We start from the raw sequence: 7668 nt of genomic DNA, 5'->3' as shown, positions 1-7668 counted from the left end.
CGGGCGCGGGCCGCGGTCGTCGCCGTGGACCTGCCCAGCGGGGTCGACGCGGACACCGGCGAGGTGTCCGGCTCCGCCGTACGCGCCGACCTCACCGTCACCTTCGGCGCCTACAAGCCCGGTCTGCTGATCGACCCCGGCCGGGAGCACGCCGGGACGGTACGGCTCGTCGAGATCGGCCTCGAACTCCCCGCGGACCCGGTGCTTGAGGCCCTCCAGCACGAGGACGTGGCCCGGCTGCTGCCCCGGCCCGGCGCGGAGAGCGACAAGTACCGGCGCGGGGTGCTCGGCATCGCCGCCGGCTCCGCGCGCTACCCCGGCGCCGCCGTGCTCGCCGTCTCCGGCGCGCTGCGCGGTGGTGCGGGCGCCGTACGGTACGTCGGCCCCGCCGGGGAGGCGGTCATCGCCCGCTTCCCCGAGACCCTCGTCTCCGACCGGGGCCCCGACCACGCGGGCCGGGTGCAGGCGTGGGTGGTGGGGCCGGGCGCCGGGGACGACGCGGCGACCGTGGCCAAGGTGCTCGGCGCCGACGTACCCGTGCTGCTGGACGCCGACGGGCTGCGCCTGGCCGACCGCGACCTCGTACGCGGGCGCACCGCGCCGACCCTGATGACCCCTCACGCCGGGGAGGCCGCCGCCCTGCTGGGGGTGCGGCGCGAGGAGGTCGAGGCGGCCCGGCTGACCTCGGTGCGCGAACTGGCCGCCGCCTACCGGGCGACGGTGCTGCTGAAGGGCTCCACCACGCTGGTCGCCGACCCCGGCGGCGGCCCGGTACGGGTCAACTCCACCGGCACCGGCTGGCTGGCCACCGCCGGAAGCGGTGACGTGCTGTCAGGGCTCGCCGGATCGCTGCTCGCCTCCCAGCTGTCCGCGCTGGACGCGGCCGGCGTCGCCGCCTACCTCCACGGCCTCGCCGGGCGCCTGGCCTCGCGGGGCGCCCCCATCGCCGCGCTGGACATCACCGAGCACCTCCCCGACGCCTGGCGGGACGTCGTCCGGGACTGAGCGCGGCGGATCGCCGAGGAGTGCGGCCGGGGGCCGCCGACGCCCTCTGAGAGACTGGGGGCGCCATGAACGAGACTTCCGCTGTGCCGACCGCGCCCCTGCGCGCCCGCGCCGAGATCGATCTGGGTGCCCTGCGCGCCAACGTCCGGGCGCTGCGCGCCCGTGCCCGGGGCGCGCACCTGATGGCCGTCGTCAAGTCGGACGCGTACGGCCACGGTGCCGTGCCGTGCGCCCGCGCGGCTCTGGAGGCCGGGGCGACCTGGCTGGGCACGGCCACCCCGGAGGAGGCCCTCGCGCTGCGCGCGGCCGGGCTGCCGGGCCGGATCATGTGCTGGCTCTGGGTGCCGGGCGGGCCCTGGCGGCAGGCGATCGAGGCCGACCTCGACGTCGCGGTCAGCGGCATGTGGGCGCTGCGCGAGGTCAGCGACGCCGCCCGCGAGGCGGGCCGGCCCGCGCGGGTGCAGCTCAAGGCCGACACCGGGCTCGGCCGCAACGGCTGCCAGCCCGAGGACTGGCCCGAACTGGTCGGCGCCGCCCTGGAGGCCGAGGCCGCCGGGCTGATCAGGGTCACCGGACTGTGGTCCCACTTCGCCTGCGCCGACGAGCCCGGCCACCCCTCCATCGCCGCCCAGCTCACCCGGTTCCGGGAGATGGTGGCGTACGCCGAGGAGCGGGGCGTGGAGCCCGAGGTGCGGCACATCGCCAACTCCCCGGCCACGCTGACCCTTCCGGAGACCCACTTCGACCTCGTCCGTACCGGCATCGCGATGTACGGCATCTCGCCCAGCCCCGAACTGGGCACCCCGGCCGACTTCGGGCTGCGCCCGGTGATGACGCTGAGCGCGTCGCTGGCGCTGGTCAAGCGGGTGCCGGGCGGGCACGGCGTCAGCTACGGCCACCACTACGTCACCCCCGGCGAGACCACCCTCGGCCTGGTGCCGCTGGGCTACGCCGACGGCATCCCCCGGCACGCCTCGGGCGGCGGCCCGGTGCTGATCGACGGCAAGCTGCGGACCGTCGCGGGGCGGGTGGCGATGGACCAGTTCGTGGTCGACCTCGGCGGCGACGAGCCCCGGCCGGGCACGCGGGCCGTGCTGTTCGGGCCCGGCGACGTGGGCGAGCCCACCGCCGAGGACTGGGCGCAGGTGTGCGGCACGATCGCGTACGAGATCGTCACCCGGATCGGCACCCGCGTGCCCCGCGTCCATGTGAACGGATGACCCCTGCGGGTACCGGGCACGCTACTGTCCGGTAGCTCCGGGGCGCACGGCCCCGGCTGACGGCAGTACGGCGAGGAGGAACGGCACGTGAGCGAGAGCAGTGCGGAGGCCGTGGTGGACGCGGTGGCCGCGACGGCCGCGTCCGGCGGCTGGCGCAAGGCGACCGGTCTCGCCGGCGCCGCGATAGGCGTCCTCGCCGCGGGCGCGGCGGCCGGGGTCGCCATAGAGCGGATGACGGTCGGCCGCGACATACGCCGCAAGGCCGCCCTGGCGCTGGACTCCACCGGCCCCTACGGCACCCTGCGCGGCACCCCCGGCAAGGCGGTCGCCGACGACGGCACCGAGCTGTACTACGAGGTCGACGACGTCGAGCCCGACCCCGGCCCGAACGTCTCCCCGCGCCGCCGCAGGCTCTTCGGCCGCAAGGCGCCCGCCCCGGTGACCGTCGTCTTCTGCCACGGCTACTGCCTCGGCCAGGACTCCTGGCACTTCCAGCGGGCCGCCCTGCGCGGCGTCGTCCGCACCGTCCACTGGGACCAGCGCAGCCATGGGGAGTCCGGGCGGGGCGTGGCCCAGATCCGCGACGGGCTGCCCGTCACCATCGACCAGCTCGGCCGGGATCTCCGGGCGGTGCTGGACGCCGCCGTGCCCGAGGGGCCCGTGGTGCTGGTGGGGCACTCGATGGGCGGGATGACGGTCATGGCGCTGGCCGCGCAGTTCCCGGAGTACATCCGGGACCGGGTCGTCGCCACCGCGTTCGTCGGCACCTCCTCCGGGCGGCTCGGCGAGGTCAACTTCGGGCTCCCGGTGGCCGGGGTCAACGCGGTGCGCCGGGTGCTGCCGGGCGTGCTGAAGGCGCTCGGGCAGCAGGCGGAGCTGGTGGAGAAGGGGCGCCGGGCCACCGCGGATCTTTTCGCCGGGGTGATCAAGCGGTACTCGTTCGCGGGGCGGGACATCGACCCGGCGGTCGCGCGGTTCGCGGAGCGGATGATCGAGTCCACGCCGATCGACGTGGTCGCGGAGTTCTACCCGGCCTTCACCGACCACGACAAGACCGAGGCGCTGGCCTGCTTCCAGGACATGCCGGTGCTGGTGCTGGCCGGGGTGCGGGACCTGGTCACGCCGAGCGAGCACAGCGAGGCCATCGCGGACCTGCTGCCCGACGCCGAGCTGGTGCTCGTGCCGGACGCCGGCCACCTGGTGATGCTGGAGCACCCCGAGGTCGTCACCGACCGCCTCGCGGACCTGCTGACCCGCGCGGGAGCCGTACCGGCAGGAGCTACCGTAAGCGGTTATGGAAGAGGCAGTAGCACCGCACAACCCGGCTGAGACCCGGCTCACCGTCACCTCCCCCGAGCAGATGCGGGACCTGGGCCTGAGACTGGCCGGGCTGCTGCGCGCGGGCGACCTGGTGATGCTCACCGGCGAGCTGGGCGCGGGCAAGACGACGCTGACCCGGGGGCTCGGCGAGGGGCTCGGGGTGCGCGGCGCGGTCACCTCGCCGACCTTCGTCATCGCACGGGTCCACCCTTCCCTGGTCGACGGGCCGCCCCTGGTCCACGTCGACGCCTACCGGCTCTCCGGCGGGCTGGACGACATGGAGGACCTGGACCTCGACGTGTCCCTGCCCGAGTCGGTCATCGTCGTGGAGTGGGGCGAGGGCAAGGTCGAGGAACTGACCGACGACCGGCTGGAGATCCTCATCCACCGCGCGGTCGGCGACACCACCGACGAGGTCCGCCACGTGACGCTCACCGGACTCGGGGACCGCTGGGCGAAGGCCGGCCTGGACTCGCTCACGGGCTGAGGGCACACCGATGTCCCGACAGGCTGTCGGGAACGTATTGCGCGGAACGTACCGGGCGTGGTCACATGGTATCCAGCCCGTGGTTAGGCATGCCTAACCCGCCCGCCCCCGCAGCTCAGGAGGCGCCCCATGTCCGCTCCGCGTCCCCCGGCCCGCCCCGAGCCCGTCCCGCAGTTCCCCATGCGCGACCTGCTGGCGTCCTGTGCGGCGGCCAAGGCGATCTCCACGCCGCCTCCGGCCCCGGATCCCGTCGAACGCGGGGTGGATCACCGCAAGGCGGCCTGAGCGGCGCGCTCCCGTCAGCGGATCACCACCACCGGCACCCCGATCGTGGCGAACCGCCACATCGCCTCGCCGTCGGGGCGGGTCTCCCGGATGGCGCCGGTGCGGGGGGAACCGGGTTCGGCGGTCTGGTTGCGGGTGGCGGCGCTGAAGCCGACCGTGACGCCGTCGACCTGGGTGAAGCGGACCACGTGCTCGACCGGGAGGCCGTCGCTGCCGGTGATGGCGTTGGAGCGGGAGGTCACCCAGTAGGAGCCGGGGGCCGGGTCGACGCCGCCGGGGCGGACGCCGAAGGTGCGGGTGACGCGGCCGTGGTCGTTCACCAGCCAGACGCGGTCGTCGTCGACCGAGTACACGACCCGCTCGCCCTTGCCGGAACCGGCCGGCAGGGCCGTGGGGTGGCGGCGGTCGCGCGGGGCCTTGGTGACGGCCACCGAGGGTGAGGCGCTCGCCGACGGCGCGCGCAGGCTCGCCGGGACGGTCGCGTCGGCCTGGTAGGCCAGGAGGCCGACGGTGCCGACGGACACCGCGACGAGTCCGGTCACGATCCCCGAGCTGGTCCCTGCCACGTGCGCCACCTCTGCCTCGTACCGACCCGTCATGGTTCGCGGGATATGTCTTACTTCATACAGACCGTAGCAGTCAGTGACGGTCCGACCGGGGCGGGCGTGCGCGAGCCGTCGGCGCCGTAGGCTGTTCGCGTGCTTCTGCTCGCTCTGGATACCGCCACCCCCGCCGTCACCGTCGCCCTGCACGACGGGACGGACGTCGTCGCCTCGTCGAGCCAGGTGGACGCCCGCCGCCACGGCGAACTGCTGCTGCCCGCCGTGGACCGGGTGCTCGCCGCCGCCGGGGTCAAGCTGGACGCCGTCACCGGCATCGTCGTCGGCACCGGGCCCGGCCCCTACACCGGGCTGCGGGTCGGCCTGATGACCGCCGACACCTTCGGGCTCGCCCTCGGCGTCCCCGTGCACGGCGTGTGCACCCTGGACGGCCTGGCGTACGCAGCCGACATCACCAAGGGCCCCTTCGTCGTGGCGACCGACGCCCGGCGCAAGGAGGTCTACTGGGCGACCTACGCCGACTCCCGCACCCGGCTCACCGGCCCGGCCGTGGACCGCCCGGCCGACATCGCCGAGCGGGTCGCGGGGCTGCCCGCCCTGGGCGCGGGCGCGCTGCTCTACCCGGACACCTTCCCCGACGTCCACGAGCCCGAGCACGTCTCCGCCGCCGCGCTCGCCTCGCTGGCCGCCGTGAAGCTGGCCGCCGGGGAGGAGCTGGACGAGCCCCGCCCGCTGTACCTGCGCAGGCCCGACGCCCAGGTGCCGAAGAACTACAAGGTGGTCACCCCCAAGTGACCGCGAAGCTGCGCGAGATGCGCTGGTGGGACATCGACCGGGTCCTGGAGCTGGAGAAGGAGCTGTTCCCCGAGGACGCCTGGTCGCGGGGCATGTTCTGGTCCGAGCTGGCCCACGCGCGCGGGGACGGCGCCACCCGCCGCTACCTCGTCGCGGAGGACGACGGCCGGCTCGTCGGATACGCCGGCCTCGCCTCCTCCGGCGACCTCGGCGACGTGCAGACCATCGCCGTCGCCCGCGACCAGCAGGGCACCGGTCTCGGCGCCCGGCTGCTGACCGAGCTGCTGCGGGCCGCGACCGCCTTCGAGTGCGCCGAGGTGATGCTGGAGTGCCGGGTGGACAACACCCGCGCCCAGAAGCTCTACGAGCGCTTCGGCTTCGCCCCCATCGGCTTCCGGCGCGGCTACTACCAGCCGGGCAACGTGGACGCCCTGGTGATGCGCCTGACCGACCCCTCTTCCTCCCTGGAAGACGTACAAGGAACCGAGATCAATGGCTGACGAACCACTCGTCCTCGGCATCGAGACCTCCTGCGACGAGACCGGCGTCGGCATCGTGCGCGGCACGACCCTGCTCGCCGACGCGGTCGCCTCCAGCGTCGACGAGCACGCCCGCTTCGGCGGTGTCGTGCCCGAGGTGGCGTCCCGCGCGCACCTGGAGGCGATGGTCCCGACCATCGACCGCGCCCTGAAGGAGGCGGGCATCACCGCCCGCGACCTCGACGGCATCGCGGTGACCGCAGGTCCCGGCCTCGCGGGCGCCCTCCTGGTCGGCGTCTCGGCCGCCAAGGCGTACGCCTACGCCCTCGGCAAGCCGCTCTACGGCGTGAACCACCTGGCCTCGCACATCTGCGTGGACCAGCTGGAGCACGGCCCGCTGCCCGAGCCGACCATGGCGCTGCTGGTCTCCGGCGGCCACTCCTCGCTGCTGCTCTCCTCGGACATCACCTCCGACGTGCGGCCGATGGGCGCCACCATCGACGACGCGGCGGGCGAGGCGTTCGACAAGATCGCCCGTGTGCTCGACCTGGGCTTCCCCGGCGGCCCGGTCATCGACCGCTACGCCCGCGAGGGCGACCCGGCGGCCATCGCCTTCCCACGCGGTCTGAGCGGCCCCCGCGACCCCGCGTACGACTTCTCCTTCTCCGGCCTGAAGACCGCCGTGGCCCGCTGGATCGAGGCCAGGCGCGCGGCCGGCGAGGAGGTGCCGGTGCGGGACGTGGCCGCGTCCTTCCAGGAGGCCGTGGTGGACGTGCTGACCCGCAAGGCGGTGCGCGCCTGCAAGGACGAGGGCGTGGACCACCTGATGATCGGCGGCGGTGTCGCGGCCAACTCCCGGCTGCGGGCCCTTGCCCAGGAGCGCTGCGAGGCGGCCGGCATCCGGCTGCGCGTGCCGCGCCCGAAGCTGTGCACGGACAACGGCGCGATGGTGGCCGCCCTCGGCGCCGAGATGGTCGCCCGCAACCGTTCCGCCTCCGACTGGGACCTGTCCGCCGACTCCTCCCTGCCGGTGACCGACCCGCACGTGCCGGGCAACGGGCACAGCCACGACCACGACCATGTGCACGAGGTCAGCAAGGAGAACCTGTACCCGTGAGCGTCGCCCTGATGTGGGAGGCGAAGGCCGCCGAGGGCCGGGGCGGGGAACTCCTCGCCTGGGCCCGCGCGCAGCGGCTCGACGGAACTCCGCTGCGCCGTGAGACCTTCCGCGCGCCGGGCGACCGGGTGCTGGTCGTCACCTGGTGGGACGCGGCCTACGACGCGGACGTGCCGGAACTCCCGGCGCCGGACGCGGAGCTGGTGTCCCGGCCGGTGCACCGGTGGCGGTTCGAGCGCGTCGAAGACTGAGGGGACTGAGCCGGCTCGGGTGGCGCACCGCCGCGATCACACGCTATGATCATCACACAGCGAACGGCCGGAACAACTCCGGTACGAACGCCGCGCGTTGGTGGTCCAAGTCAAGACGCCCCGCTTCCTGCGGGGAAATGCAGGTGCAA

Annotated in this window: 10 protein-coding genes; 9 read left to right on the top strand and 1 reads right to left on the bottom strand. The window is 74.5% G+C overall.

Annotation, left to right across the window (positions count from 1 at the left end; all coding sequences use genetic code 11):
* The 5 genes from GT030_RS27485 to GT030_RS35855 all read left to right on the top strand — a co-directional run.
* Positions 1–1005 (top strand): NAD(P)H-hydrate dehydratase (locus GT030_RS27485; protein ID WP_161203388.1); only part of this gene is annotated, 1005 nt, incomplete at its 5' end.
* 65 nt (positions 1006–1070) lie between these two features.
* A complete protein-coding gene (gene alr / locus GT030_RS27480; protein WP_161203387.1) occupies positions 1071–2225 on the top strand; it encodes an alanine racemase in 1155 nt (384 codons plus the stop codon).
* A gap of 87 nt (positions 2226–2312) precedes the next feature.
* Positions 2313–3554, top strand: a complete 1242-nt coding sequence (locus tag GT030_RS27475; RefSeq protein ID WP_161203386.1) for an alpha/beta hydrolase — start codon at positions 2313–2315, stop codon at positions 3552–3554.
* On the top strand, positions 3520–4032 hold the full coding sequence (gene tsaE / locus GT030_RS27470; protein WP_161203385.1) for a tRNA (adenosine(37)-N6)-threonylcarbamoyltransferase complex ATPase subunit type 1 TsaE: 513 nt from the start codon (positions 3520–3522) through the stop codon (positions 4030–4032). The genes GT030_RS27475 and tsaE overlap by 35 nt, the downstream gene beginning before the upstream one ends.
* Before the next feature lie 129 nt (positions 4033–4161).
* Complete coding sequence (locus tag GT030_RS35855) at positions 4162–4317, top strand: hypothetical protein (RefSeq protein WP_202460625.1); 156 nt, start codon at positions 4162–4164, stop codon at positions 4315–4317.
* Positions 4318–4331: 14 nt separating this feature from the next.
* Here GT030_RS35855 and GT030_RS27465 read toward each other — a convergent pair whose 3' ends face one another.
* Entirely contained in the window at positions 4332–4883 is a 552-nt protein-coding gene (locus GT030_RS27465) for a hypothetical protein (protein WP_161203384.1), read from the bottom strand.
* A 132-nt stretch (positions 4884–5015) separates the two neighbouring features.
* Between GT030_RS27465 and tsaB the strand changes: the two genes are divergently transcribed.
* The 4 genes from tsaB to GT030_RS27445 are packed head-to-tail and all read left to right on the top strand — an operon-like array spanning position 5016 to position 7519.
* Entirely contained in the window at positions 5016–5672 is a 657-nt protein-coding gene (gene tsaB, locus GT030_RS27460; protein ID WP_161203383.1) for a tRNA (adenosine(37)-N6)-threonylcarbamoyltransferase complex dimerization subunit type 1 TsaB, read from the top strand.
* Positions 5673–5689: 17 nt separating this feature from the next.
* Entirely contained in the window at positions 5690–6172 is a 483-nt protein-coding gene (rimI, locus tag GT030_RS27455; protein ID WP_086693672.1) for a ribosomal protein S18-alanine N-acetyltransferase, read from the top strand.
* On the top strand, positions 6165–7268 hold the full coding sequence (gene tsaD / locus GT030_RS27450) for a tRNA (adenosine(37)-N6)-threonylcarbamoyltransferase complex transferase subunit TsaD (RefSeq protein WP_161203382.1): 1104 nt from the start codon (positions 6165–6167) through the stop codon (positions 7266–7268). The genes rimI and tsaD overlap by 8 nt, the downstream gene beginning before the upstream one ends.
* The gene (locus GT030_RS27445) at positions 7265–7519 is read left to right on the top strand and encodes a hypothetical protein (RefSeq protein ID WP_161203381.1); all 255 of its coding nucleotides are present in this window, start codon (positions 7265–7267) and stop codon (positions 7517–7519) included. Before tsaD ends, GT030_RS27445 begins: the two co-directional genes overlap by 4 nt.
* The last annotated feature ends 149 nt before the right edge of the window (positions 7520–7668 follow it).

It is taken from the genome of Streptomyces sp. SID1328 (assembly GCF_009865595.1).
Taxonomy (GTDB): Bacteria; Actinomycetota; Actinomycetes; order Streptomycetales; family Streptomycetaceae; genus Streptomyces; species Streptomyces griseoluteus.
This window is presented reverse-complemented; position numbering and strand designations above follow the sequence as displayed.